The following is an 18,201-nucleotide window of genomic DNA, read 5'->3' as shown; positions in this document are numbered from 1 at the left end:
GTGCCAGGCCGGGCCGGCTCAATGAGCAGGGGTTCACTTCCGGGGGTGTAGCCAGCTACACCCCCTCAGGCCTCCCGCCAGGCCCGCTTCAGCTCCGCCCAGCGCCGCGCCTGCTCCGGCGTCAGGTCGTCGCGCAGCTCGGCCAGCTTCAGCAGCTGGGCCTCGGCGTCGGCGCCGAGCGGCTGGGCCTCGGCCCGGTAGTGGTCGATGAGCAGGGCGTCCAGTTCGGACCGGGTGAGCGCGGGGTCGAGGCGCTGGGCGAGCTTGGCCATGTTGCGGTAGGAGCCCTGGAGCAGGAACGGCGGCTCGGTGCGGGCGCGGTCGTCCTGGGCGGCGGAGGCCAGGTAGGCCCGGTTGACGGCCAGGACGGTGCCGCGCAGGTGGAGCAGCCCGGCGAGGACGGCGGTCATCCGCTCCACCTCGGCGGCCGGCCAGGCGCCGGCCAGGGTGCCGCCGGGGGTGCCCGCGGCCCGGGCGAGCAGGGTGTCCAGGTCGGCGCGCTCGGCGGTGGCGAGCGGGGCCAGGTGGGGGTTGGCGGGCAGGGCGTTCTCGACGAAGCTGAGCGCGAAGAGGTCCTCGCGTCCGGCGACGGCGTCGCCGAGGTTCCAGACGTCGGCGCGGTTGGCGAGCATGTCGGGCAGCCGGAACAGCCGTCCGGACCCGGTGTACGGGTTGGCGGCCATCACCACGGCGAAGCGCTTGCCGCGCAGGTCCCACTCGCGGGCCTCGCCGTCCCAGACGCCGTCGATCCGGCGCTGGGCGTCGCACAGCGGGATGAAGCGCTGCAGGAACTCGGGCGAGGTGTGCTGGACGTCGTCCAGGTGGAGCAGCACGTTGTCGCCCGCGTGCAGGGCGAAGTTGAGCTTCTCCAGCTCGCGGCGGGCGGTGGCGTCGGGGGCCTCGGCCGGGTCCAGCGAGGTGACGTGGTGGCCGAGCGCCGGGCCGCTGACCGGGACCAGCAGCAGGCCGAGCCGTTCGGCGAGGTACTCGACCAGGGTGGTCTTGCCGTAGCCGGGCGGCGAGACGAGCAGCAGCAGGCCGCTGCGGTCGACCGGTCCGCCGGAGCCGACGGTGCCGATCTGCTTGGCGAGGTTGTCACCGATCAGCGGCAGGTACACCTGGTCGATCAGCCGGTTGCGGACGAAGCCGTTGAGCGGCGCGGGGCGGTACTGGTCGAGCCGCAGCCGGGCGTGCTCGGCGGCCAGCAGCTCGCCGCGCAGTCGCTGGTAGGCGCGGTGGCCGGGCATCTCGACGGCTTCGAACTCGCGTACACGGGAGAGCAGTTCGTCCAGCCGCAGGTCCAGCGAGCCGCCGCGGATGCGCGGGTGGTCGCCGAGCAGTCCGGTCAGCCGGGTGGCGACGGTGCCGTCGACGGGGCGGCGCGGCAGGGACGGGCAGAGCAGCACGGCGGCGGCCTCGGCGCGATCGCCCCGGTCGGCGTCGGGGGCGGCCGACTCCAGCCAGGCGGTGGCCAGTTGGTGCCGGGCGGTGAGCAGTTCGGGCTCCTCCGGCAGGGCGGCCAGCGCCTCGGTGAGTCCGGCGGACTCGGGGGTGGCGCGGAACTTGTCCAGCAGTGCGGCCGCGCCCGCCGAGTGGACGAAGACCGGTGCGGCGGCGGCGAGTTCGGCCACCAGGTAGTCCCCGGCGCCGTGTGTGCCGTGTGTGCCGTGTACGTCCTGCGCGTCCGGCGCGAACTCCGCGACGGCGGCCGACAGTTCGGCGGCGAGCGCGGCCAGGGCCGGCACCGGCCCGTACGCCCGGCGGGCGAGGCCGAGCGAGCGGGCCCGGGTGTGCCAGACCAGCCGCTGCCGTTCGTCGGTGCCGTGTGCCCAGTACAGCTGGGCCGCCGCCCGGGTGGCCGCCGGGTGGCGCAACAGGCCTGCGCAGGCGCCGAGTTCGAGCAGGGCGCGGAGCACCAGGGCGGCGTCGTGGTCGTGCACCCCGCGCTGGTAGCCCTCGTCCGCGCGCTGTTCGGCGGCCCGGCGGACGTACTCCAGCAGCTCGTTCCCGTCCGTCAGCGGCCCAGCCGTCAGCGCCCCAGCCGTCAACGCCTCCGCCGACAGCGGGTCCGTCAGCGTCCCCGCCGTCAACGTCTCCGTCGAGGCGGCCAGCAGCAGGCTCGCCGCCAGGTACTCGGCCCGGTAGAGCGAGGGCGTCTCGGAGGGCAGCGCCCGGTCCCAGTACCGCTCGGTGGCGGCGAAGGCCGGGTCGGTGACGGGGGAGCGGTAGTCGGTGCCGGTGAGGGTGAAGGCGGGTCGGCCGCGCCAGGGCAGCAGGGTGAGTTCGGGGCGCTGGGTGGTGACGGCGAACAGGTGGCGGCCCAGGCGCAGGGTGCCGGGGCCGTCCCCGGCGAGTTCGGCGCGGTCGCGCAGGGCGCGGTGGGCGCGGCCGCGGGCGGCGCGCAGCCGTCCGGTCAGCTCCTCGGCCCGGACCCGGTCGCCGAGGTCGGTCAACTGCCGCGCCAGGTCGCGGAGTTTGACGGCGGTCTGGTCGGCCGCGAGAGCGGTATCGATCTCCTCGGGCGTGCCGAGGGCGGCGAGGCGCCGGTGCAGGGTGTCGAGGACGCGCTCGGCGGAGGCGGCCAGTCGGTCCGCCCGGCGGGCCCGTTCCTCCAGCAGGTGCTGGCGGCGGGCGGTGAGCGCGTCGTGGATCCCGGTGCGCCGCTCGGCGAGCTGTTCGCCGAGCGCCGGGTCGGCGTCGGCGAAGCGGGTCTCCAGTTGCTCGACCCGGAGCAGCAGCCGGCCGAGCCGGTCGTCGCAGGCTTCGGGGGTGTCGGCGGCGGCGAGGGCGGCGGTGACGGCCTGGGCGAGCAGCGCGGTCTCGGCGGCGAACTCGGCGGCGGCCTCACGGGTGCGCAGCTCCCGGCGGCGGACGGTCAGGGTGGTGCGGGCGCGGTTGAGCAGCCCGAGTACGTCGGCGAGGCGGTCCAGGACCGCGGTGCGGGTGGTGGCGTCGGCGAGGTCGAGGGTGCCGACCAGTTCCGAGACGGTCTGCAGGGCCTCGCTCTGCTCGCTGAGCCGCTCCGCCAGTGGGCCGGCTTCGGCGGCGGTGGCGATGGCCGCGCAGTGCTCGGCCAGTTCCGCGGCCCGGTGCCGGTGCGGCTCGAAGGCGGCGGGTTCGGCGAGTTGGACCACCGCCCGGGCGGCGGCCTCGGCCAGCCCGGCGGCGAGGTGTTCGGCGAGCGCGTCGATCCGCTGCCGGTCCGCCCGCGGCAGGTCGCGCAGCGCCTCGACCCGGCCCTGGGCGCGGCGCAGTGCGGCCAGCCGGTCGACCCATTCGGCGGCGTCGGCGAGGGTCTCGCCGCGCGCGGTGCGCAGCAGGCCCTCGACGTGTTCTGCGGTCTCTTCGGTGCGGGCCGCAGCGTGCGCGGTGAGGCGGGCGATCGCCTCGTACTCGGTGATGACCTGTCGGGCGGTCTCGCGGATCTCGGCGAGCGGCGCGGCGAGGTCGCCGAGGCCGTCCTGGCCGAGCCAGTGGTGCCGGTCGGTGGTGCGGGTGCAGGCGGCGAGTACGGCCCGGTGCCCGGCCGGGGTGTCGGCGCCGGCCGCGGCCAGCCGGGCCAGGGCCAGGCAGTCGGCGAGGCCGCGGACCAGGTCGGCGTTGCCGATCCGGGCCAACGGGCCGCTGCCGGACGGCTGTTGGGCGGCGTGGCGTTCGCTGGTGAACGGGCTCCGCCACAGCTGGACGGGGTGCAGCCGGGTGGGGCCGTCCTCGGCCGGGCGCAGAGCGACCAGGGTGCCGTCGTCGAGCAGCGCGTAGCCCTGGCAGGCGAGCGGGGCGGCGGCCTCCTGGCGGACGGAGTTGTACGGCTGGAGCAGCGCGTGCCCGTCGACGGCGGAGCGGAACTCGTACAGCACGTCCTCGCCGTTGGGGGAGAGGAGGGTGCGCTCGTACACCAGGCCGTCCACCGGCTGGTCGAAGACGCGCACGGTGCCGTCGGCGAGGTGGCAGCCGCCGGGGAAGGCCACGCCCTGGTCGGCGGGCAGCCGTAGGCAGGCCTGGCCGAGCGCGTCGATCCGGGTGACCTTGCCGGTGGGCAGGTGGACCACCAGGTGCCGGACGGTCTCCTCCTGGTACGGGCGCACCCGCACCAGCAGCAGGGTGCCCAGCCGGGCGTGGGCGACCTGGGCGTCGGCGAGGGTCTGCAGGGCCTCGGCGAGGGGCTCGTGGTGGAGTTCGCGGCCGTCGGGGGCGGCGAGGGTGAGCCGGCCGCCGTCCACGCCGAGGCGGAGTTCCCCGGCGAGGTCGGCGCGCGGCGCGGTGCCGGGGGTGGCGGGCAGCTGGTCGTCCCGGGTGAGCGGCGTCCAGTCGAGCTGCTGGCCCTCGGCGGGGGCGTGGTCGCGCTCGCCGCGACCGTCCTGGTAGTCGACCCGGTCGTCGTCGAGACGCCAGCGCAGCACCCGGACGTCGGCGGCGGCGGGGCCGGTGCGGAAGACGGCGAGCAGCCGGCCGCCGACCGGCCGCAGCCGTTCCAACCGGGCGTCGCGGAAGTAGCGGCTCAGGTCGGCGAGGTCCTGGCGCAGCCGCGGGTCGTCCAGCAGGGCGCCCTCGGCGGGGGAGAGGTCGTCGGGCCGGTGGAGGCTGAGGACGTCCGTGAAGTCCTCGTCGCCGTCGACCACTTCGGCGGGCCGGGTGCCGAGCAGCAGCAGCCCGCCGGCGGCGGTGAGGTCCTGCGGCAGGCAGGGCCGGGCGGTGGTGAGCCGCCCGGCGCCGGTGAGCAGTAGTTCCCCGCCGCCGAACTCCTCGACCCGGCGGGCGTTCAAGGCCTGTGCCCGGTCGGCGAGTTCGGCGGCGGCCCGGCCGAGCCGGTCGCGCAGGACCTCGTAGGTGCCGGCGTCGAGCCGGGTGTCGGAGGCGTCCACGGTCAGTTCCTCGGGTGCTCGGCGGGTCGTTACTTGGAGCCGTTCACGGAGCCGGCGGACAGTGCCCCGATCGGCGTCTCCGCGATCCCCAGCTTCTTCGCCGAGTCGAGCAGTTGCCGCAGCTGCCCGGCCTGCTCACCGCCGCTGCCGATCAGCTGGAGCAGCAGCGCGGACACCGTCAGGTTCTGCACGTCCGCGGTGGACACCGAGGACAGCACCCGGGTGAGGTCCTCGGTGAAGCTGGCCCGTCCGTCCAGCCACGGCCCGGCCAGGGCCTGGGCGGTCCGCGAGTGGCCGACGAAGGCGTCCACGCTCTTGCCGGCCGTCACCGACTGCACCAGCTTCTCGAAGAACACCGAGTCCCCGCCGACGATGTCGATCTTCGCCTTCTCCAGCCCGGTCGCGACCAGCGCGGCCTGGGCCTCGGCGATCTGCCGCTGCGCCTCCAGCCCCGCGAGGCGGACGTCCTTCTCGGCGGCCAGCCGCAGCCGGTACTCCTCGTGCTCGCGCGAGGCGTCGTCCAGCTTGGCCATCGCCGCGGCCTTCTCGGTCAGGCCCTCGGCCTCCGCCTTCAGCTTGGCGCCGACCTCCAGCGCGGCCGCCTTGGCCTTCTCGGCCTGCACGGCGGCCTCGGCGCGGCCGACCTTCTCCACCGCCGCGGCCTCCTGCTCGCGCACCTGCACCCGGGCCAGGCCCTCGGCGGCGGCCTCCGCCCGGACGCCCTCGGCGAGCTTGACCTTCGCGGCCGCGTCCAGCTCGGCGGCCTGCTGCCGGGCCTCGGCCAGCACCAGCGACTCGCGGGCCTTGTGCGAGGCGGCCTGCTCGGCGGCCTCGGCGGCCTTGATGTCCTTGACGAGCTTCTCCTGCGCCTCCGCCTCGGCCTGGATGACCACGGCCTTGCGCATCCGCTCGGCCTCCTCGGTGGCCCGCAGCGTCTTGACGGCCTCCTCCTGCTCGGCGACGGTGCGCTCGACCGCGACCCGCTCGCGGACCACGTCGGCGACCTCCCGGCGGCGGGACTCGACCTCCTTCGTCTTGGCCATCACGGCGAGTTCGGTCTCCCGCTCGCGGCCGACGACCTCCAGCAGGCGGTCCTTCTCGATCCGCTCGTTCTCCACCGCGATCACCCGCTCGCGGTTCTTCTGCGCCACCGCGACCTCGCGGGCCTGGTTCTCCCGCTGCACCCCGAGCAGTTCCTCGGTGCGCAGGAAGGCGGTCTGGGCGTTGAGCCGCTCCTCCTCCTGCACCCGGGCGATCACCGCGTCCTCCTTGGCCCGCAGGGTCTCGATCTCGCGGCGCTGGCGGATCTCGGCGTCGGCCTGGCGGCGTTCGAGCTCCAGGACGGTCTCCCGGGCGTCCACGTTCTGCCGGGTGATCTCCTTCTCCTCGTTGCGCTGGTACTCGTTGGTGCGCACGTGCTCGATCGCGGTCAGCTCGGTGATCTTGCGGATGCCCTGGGCGTCCAGGATGTTGTCGCCGTCCAGCTGGCTCATCGGGGTCTGTTCGAGGTGGTCGATGGCCGCGTCCTCGAGGGTGTAGCCGTTGAGGTCGGTGCCGATGACCGCGATGATCTGGTCCCGGAACTCGTGCCGGTGGGTGTACAGGTCGGTGAAGTCCAGCTGCTTGCCGACGGTCTTGAGCGCCTCGGCGAACTTGGCCGCGAAGAAGTCCTGGATCGCCTGCGGGTCACTGGCCCGGGCGGTGCCGATCGACTGCGCGACCTTGACGACGTCCTCGACGGTCTTGTTCACCCGGACGAAGAAGGAGATCCGGATGTCCGCCCGGATGTTGTCCCGGCAGATCAGGCCGTCCCGGCCGGCCCGGTGGATCTCCACCGTCTTCGCCGTGATGTCCATCAGCTCGGCCTTGTGCAGGATCGGCAGGACGATCGCGCCGGTGAAGGTGACGTCCACCTTCTTGGTCCGCGAGACGATCAGGGCCTTGCCCTGCTCGACCTTCTGGAACAGGCGGCCCACGAAGAGCGGGACGGCGAGCAGGATGAGCAGCACGACGGCGACGAGTACGCCGAAACCCACGGCGATGGTGTCCATCACGGAGTCCTTTGACGAGATGGTGGTGCGAAGTGGTTGGTGGATTACCAGAACCGATGGACGGTCAGAGACGGTCAGGGGCCCGGCGGGGACGGGTCGAACGGCGCGACCAGGAAGTGCTCGCCGTCCGGGTCGTAGTCGTAGATCAGCGCGGTGCGCCCGGCCGTCAGACCCGGTTCGGGGTCCGGGGTGCGGACCTGGACGGTTGCGGTGGAGCCGTCCTCGGCGGTCACCTCGGCCTGCCCGAAGTCGGCGGTCACCCGGCCGGTGCGGATCACGCAGACCCGGCCCACGAAGTCGGCCCGGGTGACCGGCCGGTCCTCCGGGAACAGTCGCCGCAGCGGCCGGACGAGCGCCCGGGTGCCCGCCCAGGAGGCGACCAGCGCGACGACGAACACGCCGCCGCGCGCCGGTGCCCCCGAGGTGAGGACGGTGCCGGCCAGGCTGACGAACCAGGCGAGCGCGACCAGCAGCGAAACCGCCACCGTCGCGGGCACCCCGCCCAGCCCCAGCGCGTCCAGCACGCCCCCGTGGTGGCCGTTCCCGTGCCCGGGTGCGTGGGCACTCCCCCCGCCGGCACCGTGCCCGCCGGACGCCCCGTGGGCCACGCTCCCCCCGGCACCGTGCCCCCCGGCACCGTGCCCGACGTGACCCACCGGGCCCACGTGCCCGGCGTGCCCGGCGCCCAGGTGGTGCCCGACGCCGTGCCCCCCGTGCAGGCCGTCGAACCCCAGGCCGCCGATCAGCATCAGCAGCCAGTACCCGACGACCACCACCAGCGCGAAGCTGAACAGCGCCGTCGGAAAGGCCAGCGCGGCCGCGAAGAAGTCCCCCGTCCCGGCCACGCTCCCCCGCCCTTCCGACGGCGCCGCACATCGGCGCCGGGGAGATCATGGCAGCGTGGGAGGCGCCCGCACATTGCCAGGATCCGGCAATCTTTACGGCCTTTTGACACCCTGGTACGTGCTTTCACCGTGACACTGCAACAGTCGGGCAACAGGACGGCCCCGGGCAGGTCATCCGGGTTTGCCGGCCCCTCCGGGAGGTGCCCTACAGCGGCTGCTCCGGCCAGTTCAGCAGCCGCGCCCCCATGGCCGCCGTCTCCAGGGTGAAGCGCTGCAGCGCGTCCGCCGGGTCGTACCCCGTGAGCGACTTGATCCGCTCCAGCCGGTAGCCGAGCGTGCGCACGCTCAGCCCCAGCCGGCGCGCCGCCTCCGCGTTCACGTACGCCGCCTCCGCCTGCACCGCGATGGTGTCCAGCAGCGGACGGGCCCCGCCGCGCGCCTCGGTCAGCGGGCCGAGCACGCTGCGCACCAGATCGGCCATCGCCGCCCGGTCCCGCATCAGCACCGGGAAGACCAGCAGGTCCTCGGCCTTCAGCCGGCAGGCCGGCAGGCCCAGCCGCTGCGCGTAGTCCAGCGCGTCCAGCGCCTCGTCGTAGCTGCGCAGCACCCCGCTCGCGCCCGAGTGCCGGCGCCCGGTCGCCACCCGCAGCACCGGCCGGTAGCCGGGGCCGGGGCGCAGCGTCAGGTCCGCGAAGGCGTCCAGCACGGCCCGCTCGGAGTCCGGGGCGATGCACACCAGCCGGCCGTCCTTGCCGGCCAGCAGCACGTCCCGCTCGCCGAACCGCCCGGCCAGCTCCCGCTCCACCCGGTGCACCATCGGATGGACGTCCGCGAACGGCTCGTCGCCGACCGCCACCGCCACCGTGTACGCGCCCGCCAGCCGAAGCCCGAACCGCTCCGCGCGCTCGGCGAGCAGGCCGAGGTCGCCGCGGCCGTGCAGCAGGTCGTCGATGAACTCCCGCCTGGCCGCCTCCTCCTGGCGGACCGCCAGGCGCTGCGAGCGCTCGTGCCCCTCGCCGAGCGCGGCCAGCGCGGCGTCCGTGGCGGCCAGCACCGCGTCGCCCATCCGGCGCAGCTCGCCGACGCTGGTCGCGCCCGTCGTCCCGGGCAGCGTCTGCCAGGCCCGCCGGGCCGCGGCCAGGCAGTGCGAGACCACCTCGCGCAGCCCGTAGCCGGCCTCGGCGCACTGCTCGCCGAGCCGGCGCAGCCCCTCCAGCTCGTCCCGGCGCAGCAGGCGCCCGGTGCGGGAGACGTCGGCGAGCAGGGTGAGGTACGCCTCGGCCAGCTCGGTGGGCATGTCGCACTCGTTCGTCTCGGTCACCGTGTTCTGCCAACCCCCGTGCGGCCTGATTCCGGGCGGGGAACCTTATCAAGGCCCTTACGGTGGCGGCCTCCCGGCGTGATCCGGAAGACGCGCGCTAACGCTTGCGGAAGTGCAGCACGAAGCGCGCGCTGCTGCCGTCGATCCGCCGCCGGACGTACAGCGACGGAGTGCCGTCCGGGGTGCAGCTGACGCCCTCGCGGACCAGCAGCGGGGTGCCCGCCGGTACACCCAGCAGTTCGGCGTCCGTCAGGTCCGCGCCGATGGCGCCGAAGGCCCGCCAGTCGTACTCCAGCTCCATCCCGGCCGCCCGGGCCAGGTCCCGCACCAGGTTCCCGGCGTGGCCGGGGCGCACCAGCTCGGCGGGCAGCGGCCCGAACGGCACCCAGTAGCTGCACGCGGCCCGGGCCCGCCCGCCGAGGCGGATCACCGAGTCCAGCCGGGACAGCCCGTCCGGCGCCCGGCCGAGCTGACGGGCCGCCTCCTCGTCCTCCGCGGAGCCGGTCACCGGCGGGGCGGCGACCACGAACTCGCCGTCCCCCTGCTCCCCCTCGGGCAGTGCCTCGTGCACGCTGCCCAGGTCGAAGCGCTGGCTGCGCGGGTCGACCGCGATCGAGACGCGGACGGCGGGCGGCCGGACGAAGGTGCCCACGCCCCGGCGGATCTCCACCACGGCCGCCCGCTCCAGCTCCGCGACCGCCTGCCGTACGGTCAGCCGGTTCACGCCGAACTCGGCGCTCAGTTCCGGCTCGCTGGGCAGCCGGGCGCCCGCCGGGTAGCCGCCGGCGTCGATCCGCTCCTGGAGCCGGCGGGCCAGCCGGCGGTACAGCGGGGTGTTCGGGGGAGTGCTCGGGAGGTTCGTCGCCACGCACCCGATCCTACGAAGCCGACGGCCGCCGCCCCGGCTCGCCGTGGCGGCCCGGCAGAGGTGGGATGGAAAGGTGTTCCGATCCTGGGTGAGGGATTGGACATCTAGACGTCTAGATGTCCTACTGGAAGCCCTCTCCCGTGTGCGGCTCCACCGAAAGGCCCCTCGCATGCCCCTGGTCAACTTCCGCGACCCCGCCGTCCTCAGCGACCCCGAGGGACTGCGGATCCGCCCCGGCGTGCTGTACCGCTCCGCCCAGCCCTACCCGGCCGCCGACGAGGCCGTCGTCGCCCAGCTGCGCTCCTGCGACATCCGTACCGTCGTCGACCTGCGCGACCCCCGCGAGACCCGGCCCGCCGACTGGGCCGCCGCCGAGCAGGCCGGGATAGCCGTCGTCGCCGCCCCGGTGAACCCCGCCACTGACGCCCTCACCGCCCACATGGCGACCATGACCACCGCCGCCGACCTCGGCGAGTTCTACCTGCTGCTCGCCGAGTCCGCCCCGGAAGCCGTCGCCGTCGCCGTCGAGGCCACCATCCGCCCCGGCGCCGTCCTGCTCCACTGCGCCGCGGGCAAGGACCGCACCGGCCTGCTCACCGCCCTGCTGCTCGACCTCCTCGGCGTCCCCGCCGAGCGGATCGTCTCCGACTACGCCCGCACCGCCGACGCCCTCCCGCAGATCTTCGCCAACCTCGCCGAGCGCCACCGCACCGCGCTCAACGGCCACGGGTCCACCCGCGTCACCGACTCCGAGGGCCGCCGCCTCACCATCCCGGCCCCCCTCCTCCAGGCCCCCGCCGAAGCCATGTCCGCCTTCCTCACCCACGTCCGCACCCGCCACGGCGGCGCCGCCTCCTTCCTCCCCGCCTGCGGCGTCCCGGCCACCACCCTCACCGCCTTCCGCACCAAGGCCGCGGTGCCGGAAGCCTGACGGCGGCGGACTTCCGACTCCACGGCCCCGAGGCCCCGTTCACACGTCCCGTCGCCGTACCACGACCACCGTCACCGCCACCGAGACGACCGCCCACACCCCCATGGTGATCCAGGAGTCCAGCACGCTCGGTGCCCACTTGCTGATCGTGGTCAAGGAGTCGGGGTTGTAGGTGAGCCGGTTGACGGTCTCCATCGGCAGATGGGCGCCGATCTCGTGCAGCCACCGGTAGCGGTCCCCGCCGAACATCAGCGGCAGGATGAAGAGCAGCATCACCAGCGAGACGATCGAGGCGGTGGCGTGCCGCAGCAGCGCGCCCAGGGCCATCCCGATCAGCGCGCAGACCGGCACGATCGCCGCATAGGCGATGACGGCCTGGAGGCTGACCCCTTGGGCGATGGAGAGCCCGACGTGCCGGGAGGCCAGCATGGCGTTGCAGGCGAAGAAGGACACCGTGGACACCACCGCCCCGGCCAGCGCGGTGATCCCGCCGATCAGCAGCACCTTGGCGGCGATCACCCCGCGCCGGTCGGGCACGGCGGCGAAGGTGGTGCGGATCATGCCGCTGGTGTACTCGCCGAACACGGTGATCGCGCCCAGGCTGCCGGCCGCGATCGCCATCACGTAGCAGGCGATGCTGCTGAGGCTGTGGTAGAGCGCGTCGTAGCGGTACGGGGGGAGGCCGGGTATCGGCCGCGGCGGGTGGTCGATGTACGTCAGGTCGGAGTGGACGGCGTTCAGGTTGATCCCGATCGCCACCAGCGAGGCCAGTGCCAGCACCCAGTACGTCGAGCGCAGCGAGCGCAGTTTGATCCACTCGGCGGCGAGCAGGTCGGTGAACCGGGGCGCCGGGTCCACCGAGCGGGCGCTCTCCGTACGGGTCAGGGTCATGGTGCTCATCGGGCCTCTCCAGCCGGGTACTCGACGCTGTCGGCGGTCAGGGACATGAACGCCGACTCCAGGGACGACGTCCGGGAGGCGAGCTCGTGCAGCACCACCTTGTGGCGGTGCGCGAGTTCACCGATCCGCTCGGCGGCCATGCCGGTGACGATCGCGAACTGCGGCTCCATCAGGTCGACTTCGGCTCCCTCGGCGCGCAGGGCGTCGACCAGCAGGGAGAGTTCCGGCGCCCGCACGGCCACACTCGACCGCGCGTTGCGGGCCGAGAACTCGGCGAGGCTCTCGTCGGCGATCAGCCGTCCGCGGCCGATCACCACCAGCCGGTCCGCGGTGTGCTCCATCTCGGCCATCATGTGGCTGGAGACGAAGACCGTCCGCCCCTCGTCCGCGAGCCGCCGGAACAGCCCGCGCACCCAGAGCACGCCCTCCGGGTCCAGCCCGTTCAGCGGCTCGTCGAAGAGCAGCACGGGCGGATCGCCGAGCAGGGCGCCGGCGATGCCGAGGCGCTGCTTCATGCCCAGCGAGTAGCCGCCGATCCGCCGCCCGGCGGCCTTGCCGAGCCCGACCTCGGCCAGCACCTCGTCGACCCGCCCGAGCGGGATCCGGTTGCTGCGGGCGAGCGCCGACAGGTGCGCCTTGGCGCTGCGCCCGCCGTGGACGTCGCCCGCGTCCAGCAGGGCGCCGACGTGCCGCAGCCCGCGCGGCCGGCCGGCGAAGGGCACGCCGTCGACGGTGACGCTCCCCTCGGTGGGGGTGTTGAGGCCCAGGATCATCCTCAGCGTGGTGGACTTGCCCGCGCCGTTGGGGCCGAGGAAGCCGGTGACGGTGCCCGGCCGGACGGTGAAGGTCAACTGGTCGACGGCCGTGGTGGCGCCGTACCGCTTGGTCAGTCGCTCGATCTCGATCACGGGGACAACGGTGCCGGTCAGGGCCGTACTCGGGCATCGGGCGGCGGGACACAACCGGGGGCGGCCGCCCCCGCCCCCGGGATTAGTCCCGCGGGCCGATGTGCCGCCGTACGGCCCGCCGCTACCATCGCGTCATGATCATCGAGCCCCGTCCGCCCCTGCTCAGGCGCCTGCCCGCGGGCGTGTGGGTGGGGGCGTTCTGGACGGCCGTCGTGGTGTTCCGGTTCTTCACCCGGGCCGACGAGACGCGCCTCCTCTTCGACTACCACGGCAACGTGGAGGACATGCCCCTGGTGGTCACGGCCGTGGTCACCACCCTGGTGGCCTTCCTGCTGGTCCGGCTGCCGCTGGCGGCCGTCGCGGTGGCGCTGGCCGGCGGCGTCTACGCGCTCGGGATGTGGGGGGTGCCGGAGACGGCCCCGGTGCAGTTCCTGATCGCCGAAGCGGTGATCGCCTACTGCGTGGTCACCCGGTCCCGCCCGGTGTCGACGATCGCGACGGCGATGCCCCTGGCCCTGCTCACCGGGCTGTTCTGCTGGGGCGCGGTCAACGGCTACCCGGTGAACCCGTACGCCTACGCGGGCCTCGCCGCGACCGTCCTGATCGCCTGGCTGATCGGCAACACCGTCCGCCAGAGCCGTACCCACGCCGAGGCCCTGCGCGGCCGCGCCGCCGAGCAGGCCGTCACCGCCGAACGGCTGCGCATCGCCCGCGAGTTGCACGACATGGTGGCCCACAGCATCGGCATCATCGCGATCCAGGCGGGCATGGGCAGCCGGGTCATGGACACCCAGCCCGCCGAGACCCGCAAGGCGCTGGACGCCATCGAGGCCACCAGCCGGGAGACCCTGGCCGGGCTGCGCCGGATGCTGGGCGCGCTGCGGCAGGGCGAGGGGGAGTCCGTGCCGCTCGAAGTGGCCCCGGGGCTGGACGAGCTGGACCGGCTGGTGGAGAAGACGGCGGCCGCCGGGGTGCGGGTCGCGCTCACCCGCAGCGGCGAGGCCCGGGCCCTGCCGCCCGAGGTGGACCTCGCCGCCTTCCGGATCGTCCAGGAGGCGGTCACCAACGTGGTCAAGCACTCCGGCACCCGCGACTGCCACGTCACCGTCGAGTACGGCGCGGAGCAACTCGCCGTCACCGTCGTCGACCTGGGCGCGGGCGCGTCGGCCCACCCCGCCGGCACCGGCTACGGACTGGCGGGCATGCGCGAGCGGGTCGCCCTGCTGCACGGCGAGTTCGACGCCGGCCCGCGCCGCGGGGGAGGCTTCCGGGTCGCCGCCCGACTGCCGGTCCCCCATCCGACCGAAGCACCCGAGAAGCCCGAAGCAGCCGCCCTGGAGGTGGGACCGTGATCCGCGTCGTCCTGGTCGACGACCAGCCGCTCATCCGCACCGGGCTGCGCGTGCTCATCGCCGACGCCCCCGACCTGGAGGTGGTCGGCGAGGCCGGCAACGGCGCCGAGGCCGTCGAACTGGTCACCCGGCTGCGCCCGGACGTCGCCGTGATGGACATCCGGATGCCCGGCATGGACGGCATCGAGGCGACCCGCCGGATCCTCGCCGACCCCGAACTGCCCACCCACGTGCTCGTCCTCACCACCTTCGACGACGACGACTACGTGTACGGCGCGCTGCGCGCCGGGGCGAGCGGCTTCCTGGTCAAGGACCTCGCCCTGGAGACCATCCTGGACGGCGTCCGGGTGGTCGCCGCCGGCGACGCCCTGCTCGCCCCCGGCATCACCCGCCGTCTGATCGGCGAGTTCGCCGCCAGGCCGGACGCCTCCGCCCGTCCCCGGAAGTCGGCCGCGGGCATCACCGAGCGCGAACGCGAGGTGCTCACCCTGGTCGGCCGCGGCCTGTCCAACACGGAGATCGCCCAGGAGCTCACCATCAGCGTGGCCACCGCCAAGGCGCACGTCGCCCGGCTGTTCACCAAGCTGGACGCCCGCGACCGGGTCCACCTGGTCATCCACGCCTACGAGTTCGGCCTGGTCGCGCCGTCGTAACCCGCCGAGGAGGGCCGCGGACGGCACGAAGCGCCGGGGCGGGCCCACACAGCCCACCCCGGCGCTTCTCCCGGCATCGGATCCTCAGGGCACGTGACCCCTCAGGCCGCTCGGATCCGCCGGACCATCACCGTCCCCGGGCCGCCCCACGCTGCCCGGGGGCGCTGATCAGGGGACGATCGCGTGCGAGATCTGGCAGCCGCTGACCGCGTTGGACCAGGTGCCCTGCATCGCGAACGAGCCGGTCGCGAACGCGACGTTCTGCGAGCCGCCGGTGCCGCCGACGCCCTTCCAGGCGCACTTGTCGGCGTTCTCGTAGCCGGTCGAGTCGGTCCAGCCGCCGGCCGGGTTCTGGTCGGTGACGGTCTCCGCGTACTCGTGGCCGAACACCATGGTCACGCCGTCCAGCAGGCCCGCGTTGCCGCTGTTGACGTAGTTCTGGCCGCAGGAGGTGCCCATGTCGGTCACGTACGGGTCGTTGCTGAACGCGATGTCACCGTACGGCGAGGTGGCCGCACCGCCGGTCAGCGTGGTGTCGCCGTTCCAGTCGTGCCAGGCGCAGAAGTTGCCGCTCGAGGTGTTGAAGCCGTCCGGGTGGGTGCCGGTCGGCGAGAGCACCACGTACTGCACGTTGCGGTTGGCGGCCGAGGTGGTGTTGCCGAAGTGCCCGGCGGCCTTGATGGCCTCGTTGGCGATCTGGTTGCCGGTGGCCTGGCCGGGGGCGGCGGCGGAGTTGTCGACCCAGACGCCGGCCAGCGCGCCGCCGGTCGGGTAGCCGACGTGGGCGGCGGTGGACCCGCAGCTGGTGGCGCCCGTGGCGACGCCCTGGCAGTACTGGGTCATGACGCCGGACCAGGTCTCGTTGTTGGTGCCGAGGCCCTTGTACAGCTGCTGGGCGCGGACGGCCTCGCCCGACGGGTCGCCGGTCAGCGTGGTGTAGCCGTTGGCGTCGGTGCCCGCGGTGCCCCACTGGGAGCCCCAGAAGACCACGTACACCTTCGGTGCGCCGGTGGTGACGCCGATGCCGTCGACCCCGCCGCCGTAGCGCAGGTTGGAAGTCCTGGTCGCCGCAGCGGAGTTGGCGTTGGCGTGCTCGGCGCTCTCCTTGGTGGGGACGACGCCGTGCCGGTACGGGTGGCTCTGCCCGGCGAACTCGCTGCCCGGCTGGTCGGCCTGGGCGGCCGGGGCGGCGGCGAAACCGGCGGCGGCCAGCGCCAGCGCGCTGAGCCCGGTCAGGGCCCGGACTCGCGCCCGGCGGGAGGTGGGGGACATGCCCATCGTGAGGGTTCCTCTCTCATGCCGACCGCACACCGGTAGGGCGCGGCGACACCGTGGGGGACAAATGGGGAGGAGCGACGGCAGGCAAGCCGGCTGCCACCGCCCGTTCGTCAGGAACGGGCGGTGAAGCGGGGATGGGGGACCGGTTCACCGCCGACGGCCGGAAGCAAAGCACCGGCGCCGAAACCGGGTCAACGACGCCGAGAGTAAGACCAGCCCCAAGCGGGTCCCCGGAAAAGGTATGGAAAGTCAAAAGCTTGCAGCTGGCATAGCGTTGATGCGCGTAGCGACAGCGAATCTCAACAGTTGAAGGAGCGTTCTACACCGTATTGCCCTCCCCCTGACCTGCACGAATCGCCCACCCCGCCCCCCTTCCCACTCCCGGTCCGGTGCCCTACGGTGTCGGCACCTCGACCTCGGCGATCCGCGTGATCCGGCCGTGCGGGTCCAGGACGACGTCGTAGGCGTTGCCGGAGCAGCCGTACGGGTCGGCCGGGTCGCGTTCGGCGAGGCAGTCGTTGAGGTGGGTGACCAGCTCGTCCAGTTGGACGGGCTCCGCCGCCTCCTCGTGCGGGCGGTCGACCAGGGTCGCGGTGACGCCGGCCGCGGCGAAGCCGTAGTGGACGGGAGTGCCGGTGGCCTCGTAGCGGGACGGCGTGCAGGTGAAGCGGGCGGGCTGGGCGGTGAGTTCGGCCGGGCTGGCGGCGACCACGACCACCACCTGGTGGCCGGGGTCGACCTCGGGCGCCGTGCACTCCGGCGCGGGGGCGGCCGGGGCCGCGGGGACGGCGACGGGCCCGGCGGCGTAGTCGCCGTCGTCGGCCAGGTCGTCGCCGAAGCCGTCCTCGTCCAGCAGGTCGTCCGTGCCGTCGTCGGCGAGCGCCGCTGCGGAGGAGGCGGCGGTCACCGTGGGGCGGGTGTCGGCGGGGGTGCAGCCGGTGAGGCCGGCCAGGGCGGTCGCGGTCAGCGCGGCGGCGGCGAGGAGGATGCGGGGCACGGCCATGGCACAAGTCTCCCCGGACGGTTGCGGAGTTCGGCACCGGGGTACACACCGGGCGCGCGCCGAACGGTTCCCGCCCCCGCCGGATGTGCGGATCCGGCGGGGGCGGGAGGTCTCGGACGGAGGTCAGCGGCCCCGGAGGGCGACGGCGGCCTCGGCCGAAGCACGGCGGCCTCAGGCGGCGACCGTCCGCTGCGCCTCGTACGCCTCGCGCACCCGCGCCTGCGCCGCCCCGCCCGCGCCCAGGTGGTCGAGCCCGAGCAGTGCCGCGCCCAGCACCGGCGGCGCGACGACCACCCGCGGCTCGGCCAGCGGCGCGGCCCGCGCCAGGCGGGCCGTCAGGTTGTCGAGCAGCAGCGGGTGCCGGGAGGCGAGCACCCCGCCGCCGAGCACCACGGGGGTCGGCGAGTCCAGCAGTTCCAGCCGTCCGAGCGCGACCACGGCGAGCCGGACGATCTCGTCGGCCTGCCGGTCGATCAGTTCCATGGCGACGGCGTCCCCCTCGACCGCGACCGCGAACAGCACCCGGACGATCTCGTGCAGCCGCGAGGTCGGCAGGTGCCCGAGGTGGACGGCCTCGGCGACGGCCCCGGCGCTGGGCAGGCCGAAGTGTTCGGCGATCGCCGGGGCCAGTGCGGTGGGCCCGCCCCGCCCGTCCTCGGCGCGGACGGCGTGCCACATGCTGCTGACGGCGAGTCCGGAGCCGCCGCCCCAGTCGCCGGTGAGTTCGCCGAGCGCCGGGAAGCGGGCGGTGCGCCCGTCCGGCCGCAGGCCGACGCAGTTGATCCCGGCGCCGCAGACCACCGCGACCCCGCGCGGGCCGTCGGTACCGGCCCGCAGCAGGCCGAAGGTGTCGTTGACGACGGTGTTGCTGAGGCCCCAGGGGTGCGATGCGAGGGCGGTGCGCAGCGACTCCTCCTCGATCGGCAGGTCGGCGTTGGCGAGGCAGGCGCTGACGTGGCTGGTGAGCACGCCCGCGGCACCGGCCAGGCCGGCCGCCGCGGCAGCCTGCTCGACCAGGGGGGTGAGACCGGCCACGGCTGCGGCGCCGCCGACCTTCTGGGGTGCGAAGCCGCCGCCGCGGGCGGAGCCGAGGACGGTGCCGTCGGCGCCGATCAGGGCGACGTCGGTCTTGGAGTTGCCCGCGTCGATGGCGAGGACGCCGGACAGGAGTGGTTCGGGCTGGTGGGTCATCTGGTCCCCGGGCTCGTACGTGGCCCGGCCGTGGAGCC

The 18,201-nt window shown here is 74.4% G+C and carries 13 protein-coding genes; 3 read left to right on the top strand and 10 right to left on the bottom strand.

Annotated elements, in window-relative coordinates; translation table 11 throughout:
* Positions 1 to 65: 65 nt before the first annotated feature.
* The 5 genes from BOQ63_RS16740 to BOQ63_RS16720 all read right to left on the bottom strand — a co-directional run bounded on the left by BOQ63_RS16740 (position 66) and on the right by BOQ63_RS16720 (position 9,947).
* The gene (locus BOQ63_RS16740; RefSeq protein WP_318299366.1) at positions 66 to 4,862 is read right to left on the bottom strand and encodes a DNA repair ATPase; all 4,797 of its coding nucleotides are present in this window, start codon (positions 4,860 to 4,862) and stop codon (positions 66 to 68) included.
* 29 nt (positions 4,863 to 4,891) lie between these two features.
* Positions 4,892 to 6,913, bottom strand: coding sequence for a hypothetical protein (locus tag BOQ63_RS16735; protein WP_072654549.1), 2,022 nt, complete (start codon positions 6,911 to 6,913; stop codon positions 4,892 to 4,894).
* 74 nt (positions 6,914 to 6,987) lie between these two features.
* On the bottom strand, positions 6,988 to 7,662 hold the full coding sequence (locus tag BOQ63_RS16730) for an OB-fold-containig protein (RefSeq protein ID WP_167395880.1): 675 nt from the start codon (positions 7,660 to 7,662) through the stop codon (positions 6,988 to 6,990).
* Between the two features lie 301 nt (positions 7,663 to 7,963).
* Positions 7,964 to 9,055, bottom strand: a complete 1,092-nt coding sequence (locus tag BOQ63_RS16725) for a PucR family transcriptional regulator (protein WP_072654547.1) — start codon at positions 9,053 to 9,055, stop codon at positions 7,964 to 7,966.
* A 121-nt stretch (positions 9,056 to 9,176) separates the two neighbouring features.
* Positions 9,177 to 9,947: a GntR family transcriptional regulator gene (locus BOQ63_RS16720; protein ID WP_072654546.1), complete on the bottom strand. Its 771-nt coding sequence runs from the start codon at positions 9,945 to 9,947 to the stop codon at positions 9,177 to 9,179.
* A gap of 169 nt (positions 9,948 to 10,116) precedes the next feature.
* On the opposite strand from BOQ63_RS16720, the gene BOQ63_RS16715 reads away from it, so the two are divergent.
* Positions 10,117 to 10,878: a tyrosine-protein phosphatase gene (locus BOQ63_RS16715; protein ID WP_072654545.1), complete on the top strand. Its 762-nt coding sequence runs from the start codon at positions 10,117 to 10,119 to the stop codon at positions 10,876 to 10,878.
* Between the two features lie 39 nt (positions 10,879 to 10,917).
* Here BOQ63_RS16715 and BOQ63_RS16710 read toward each other — a convergent pair whose 3' ends face one another.
* Both BOQ63_RS16710 and BOQ63_RS16705 read right to left on the bottom strand, forming a co-directional pair.
* The gene (locus tag BOQ63_RS16710; RefSeq protein ID WP_072654544.1) at positions 10,918 to 11,778 is read right to left on the bottom strand and encodes an ABC transporter permease family protein; all 861 of its coding nucleotides are present in this window, start codon (positions 11,776 to 11,778) and stop codon (positions 10,918 to 10,920) included.
* Positions 11,775 to 12,686, bottom strand: coding sequence for an ABC transporter ATP-binding protein (locus BOQ63_RS16705; RefSeq protein WP_072654543.1), 912 nt, complete (start codon positions 12,684 to 12,686; stop codon positions 11,775 to 11,777). Before BOQ63_RS16705 ends, BOQ63_RS16710 begins: the two co-directional genes overlap by 4 nt.
* A gap of 134 nt (positions 12,687 to 12,820) precedes the next feature.
* Here BOQ63_RS16705 and BOQ63_RS16700 point away from each other — a divergent pair, with 134 nt between their 5' ends.
* Together BOQ63_RS16700 and BOQ63_RS16695 are read left to right on the top strand one after the other, a co-directional pair.
* Complete coding sequence (locus tag BOQ63_RS16700) at positions 12,821 to 14,038, top strand: sensor histidine kinase (RefSeq protein WP_051747118.1); 1,218 nt, start codon at positions 12,821 to 12,823, stop codon at positions 14,036 to 14,038.
* Positions 14,035 to 14,691 (top strand): response regulator, encoded by a 657-nt coding sequence (locus BOQ63_RS16695; protein WP_030287866.1) that lies wholly within the window; start codon positions 14,035 to 14,037, stop codon positions 14,689 to 14,691. The genes BOQ63_RS16700 and BOQ63_RS16695 overlap by 4 nt, the downstream gene beginning before the upstream one ends.
* Positions 14,692 to 14,859: 168 nt before the next feature.
* Here BOQ63_RS16695 and BOQ63_RS16690 read toward each other — a convergent pair whose 3' ends face one another.
* The 3 genes from BOQ63_RS16690 to BOQ63_RS16680 all read right to left on the bottom strand — a co-directional run bounded on the left by BOQ63_RS16690 (position 14,860) and on the right by BOQ63_RS16680 (position 18,163).
* Positions 14,860 to 15,969, bottom strand: a complete 1,110-nt coding sequence (locus BOQ63_RS16690; RefSeq protein WP_197697969.1) for a hypothetical protein — start codon at positions 15,967 to 15,969, stop codon at positions 14,860 to 14,862.
* Positions 15,970 to 16,363: 394 nt separating this feature from the next.
* Entirely contained in the window at positions 16,364 to 16,972 is a 609-nt protein-coding gene (locus BOQ63_RS16685) for a hypothetical protein (protein ID WP_150475947.1), read from the bottom strand.
* A 171-nt stretch (positions 16,973 to 17,143) separates the two neighbouring features.
* The gene (locus BOQ63_RS16680; RefSeq protein ID WP_030287861.1) at positions 17,144 to 18,163 is read right to left on the bottom strand and encodes an N-acetylglucosamine kinase; all 1,020 of its coding nucleotides are present in this window, start codon (positions 18,161 to 18,163) and stop codon (positions 17,144 to 17,146) included.
* Positions 18,164 to 18,201: the final 38 nt, after the last annotated feature.

It is taken from the genome of Streptomyces viridifaciens (genome assembly GCF_001888885.2).
GTDB classification, from domain to species: domain Bacteria; phylum Actinomycetota; class Actinomycetes; order Streptomycetales; family Streptomycetaceae; genus Kitasatospora; species Kitasatospora aureofaciens.
This window is presented reverse-complemented; position numbering and strand designations above follow the sequence as displayed.

Coding starts and splice junctions, on each gene's coding strand:
- BOQ63_RS16710 (WP_072654544.1), bottom strand. CDS start 11,778: ATGAGCACCATGACCCTGACCCGTACGGAGAGCGCCCGCTCGGTGGAC.
- BOQ63_RS16730 (WP_167395880.1), bottom strand. CDS start 7,662: ATGCTGATCGGCGGCCTGGGGTTCGACGGCCTGCACGGGGGGCACGGC.
- BOQ63_RS16685 (WP_150475947.1), bottom strand. CDS start 16,972: ATGGCCGTGCCCCGCATCCTCCTCGCCGCCGCCGCGCTGACCGCGACC.
- BOQ63_RS16735 (WP_072654549.1), bottom strand. CDS start 6,913: ATGGACACCATCGCCGTGGGTTTCGGCGTACTCGTCGCCGTCGTGCTG.
- BOQ63_RS16690 (WP_197697969.1), bottom strand. CDS start 15,969: ATGGGCATGTCCCCCACCTCCCGCCGGGCGCGAGTCCGGGCCCTGACC.
- BOQ63_RS16700 (WP_051747118.1), top strand. CDS start 12,821: ATGATCATCGAGCCCCGTCCGCCCCTGCTCAGGCGCCTGCCCGCGGGC.
- BOQ63_RS16715 (WP_072654545.1), top strand. CDS start 10,117: ATGCCCCTGGTCAACTTCCGCGACCCCGCCGTCCTCAGCGACCCCGAG.
- BOQ63_RS16680 (WP_030287861.1), bottom strand. CDS start 18,163: ATGACCCACCAGCCCGAACCACTCCTGTCCGGCGTCCTCGCCATCGAC.
- BOQ63_RS16725 (WP_072654547.1), bottom strand. CDS start 9,055: ATGCCCACCGAGCTGGCCGAGGCGTACCTCACCCTGCTCGCCGACGTC.